1 protein-coding gene is annotated in these 2,878 nt (G+C 38.3%); it reads right to left on the reverse strand.

Annotated elements, in window-relative coordinates; genetic code table 11:
- Positions 1-2,878 (reverse strand): hypothetical protein (locus ENL20_05260; GenBank protein HHE37965.1); only part of this gene is annotated, 2,878 nt, incomplete at both ends.

A 2,878-nucleotide genomic window follows, 5' to 3' on the forward strand; every position in this document is an offset into this window, starting at 1 on the left:
CACAAAATCATCGAATCCTTCTTTCGAGAACCAGAGTTTTTCATCGAATTTGTTGAAATTAAGAGTTTTCTGAATATCTTTATCTGCAAAAAGTCGAGAGACATTTTTGGCAAAATCTTTTTTCTTCAGACCTTTCCAGAGATTGCTGTATTTGATCGAAATCTTTAAAAGTCCAAGAAAATGCTCATCATTAACTGCGATCAGTTCCCGGATGGATCTTTTGATCTCATCTCCAAGCATTAATTCTTCGAGCCAGTTGGAACTGATTATTTCCGGATTTTCAGGTGTTATCAGTTTCCCGAATTTATGCGTTAGCAACCAGGAAATTACGAGATAATCATAAAATTCTTCTTTCTCAAAATCCATGATCTCATACCGAATCTTATCATTCAAGAGCAGATCGAGATCGAGCAGGATCTCACTGACCAATTCTTCTACATTACCTTTATTTCCGGTATAATCGTTCAGTTTTATGATGAAATCCAGCAGATCAGGTTTGAAATATTCAAAGAGGAATAGTTCATATTCTTTGGAACGGATTTTACGAAGTGTATTGATCTTTCGCATATTTTGCGGGGAAAAAACTTTTGTAAATGGTTCGAGGACAGAAAGTAAACTTACTTTCTTTAAAGCATGATTAATGTTCGGAACTCCTCCACCCTGCAGATAAGCAGCCAGTTTCCGGAATTTCTTTTCCTCATCATCTTCCACTTCATAAAAATCGAGATAAACATTATACTTAAAAGCACCTAAATCCTGGAATAAACCTTTCTCATAAATTTCCCTGGAGTTGCGTATGTATTCCAAACCATCGATAAAATTACGGAAGATCAGATAAAAACTCTCGTCATTATGCAGATGAAAAGCATCTCCAATATTTTTTCGATCCCATTTTCCATTTTCCGCAAAGGAAGCCCAATTGATCCATCCGGAAGTGTGCTCGTATTTGTTGTTATAAACGACCAGAGATTTTTCTCCATTATTTGCATTGGAAAAAGCAAATACATTTTCATTGGTAGTTCCTGACTCGGTCAGGAAATCAAAAAGAAGGAAATTTCGAACTTCCGCAAACAAATATCTCTTCTTCAGAAGCGGGAAAATCTCCCTTTCGTGCCTTTGCACCAAATTCTTATCTTCAGTTTCGCTCCATTTGGCACGCGCATATTCCATCCCGTATTTTTCTGAAAAACCTTCGATCTGACCGTGGGCGAACATGGGAAGTCCGGGCATTGTTGCCATCAGGATGCAGATCCCGAAATATTTATCATCTTTACCAAATTGAGAGATGGCAGTTTCCTCATCAGGATTGCTCATAAAATTGACGAATCGTTTCAGGATTTCCGGGTTGAATTCCAAGACATTGAAGATAGATCTGCGATATTTTGTGTTTTCCTCGTTCTTGAGCATATTCATAAATGCACTGTTATAAACGCGATGCATTCCGAGTGTGCGCACGAAAAATCCTTCCATCATCCAGAAGGCTTCTGCGAGAAGTAAAGTATGCGGTGCTTCAACGGAAATTCGATCCACTACTTCCCGCCAGAATTCGTTGGGAAAAACTTTATCGAAATCCTGTTTAGTTAATCCGAATTCCGCTCTCGTTGGAATGTCTCCACCGGTTCCGGGCTGTGGGAACCACAATCTCTGAAAATGCTTTTTAGCGAGAGTCATCGCAGCATCGAAGCGGATGATAGGGAATTGTTCAGCAATCCGGATTATCTGCTCGCTAACCGCTTCCCGAACTTCCGGCAGCAGGTAATTTAATTGTGCAGTATCATTCCACGGAAAACTGGTGCCGTCATTGCCGTGATAAACAAACTTCGTTTGATTGTTAATTTTATTATAGAGTTTGAAAACAACTGCAGCATCGGTTTTATCGTAATAATGATCTTCGATTTGAACAATATAATCGGGATGAGACGACAGATTTTCTCCCTTATAAGAATAAGCAGGAAAGGGTGCATGTTCGAGTTGGATAAACCATTCCGGATGCTCGAATATCCAGTCAGAATCGATTCCCGTATGATTCGGAACCATGTCACAACCGATCCTGATATTGAATTTCCAGGCTTTTCGTTTAAGGTTTTCCAATGCTTCCTCTCCGCCCAGATTTCCAGCAACATTATAATTTTTGATGGAATAAGCAGAAGAAATTGCATCAAAATTCCCGGAGATATGTTTTATCTTTTGGGAAGCCGGACTTCGTTCCCACAAACCGATCAGCCATAAACCGGTAAATCCCCTTTGTGAAAGCAGTTCCAATTCTTCATCAGGAATTTCATCCAACTTTGAAATACTTTTTCCGTATTTCTTACTCAATTGATCCAACCACACAAAAGTGTTTTTAGCGATCAATACCAGATTCGGCATCCAATCTTTATCCTGCGTAAATTTCTCGTATTCTTCCTCACTTCCGAATTCATAAACAGAACTTGGTCCCGGTCCGGGTAAACCTAATTTCTGTTCTTCTTTAAGCAGATCCAAACCTTTCAACAAATCCAGCAATTCATCTCCCAGAATAGAACTCCAGTTATTTTTGATGTATTCTAATTGTCCTTGAATAGAGTTTGGAGATTCCTCCATCGGTTTCTGGAGAAGGATGAACAGGTTCAGGTTTTCATCTCCAAAAAAGGGTTTCTTCTCAAAAAACAAGATCAAATAATCAATGATTTGCTCATAAATAGGACTTGCTATTAATTCTGAATTATCAAAAAAATCTTTGTAATTAGCAAATGCCGGATTTTGATTTAGAAGAGAATTAATGGCAAGTTCGATCAAAATATTTTCATTTGAAGTTTCAGAAATTCCAAAAATTTCAGGGAAATCTGTAAGTAATCTGTGCAAACCAAAAACCGGATTTTTTTCCGTTAGATAATGA

This window comes from Candidatus Cloacimonadota bacterium (assembly GCA_011372345.1).
Taxonomy (GTDB): domain Bacteria; phylum Cloacimonadota; class Cloacimonadia; order Cloacimonadales; family TCS61; genus DRTC01.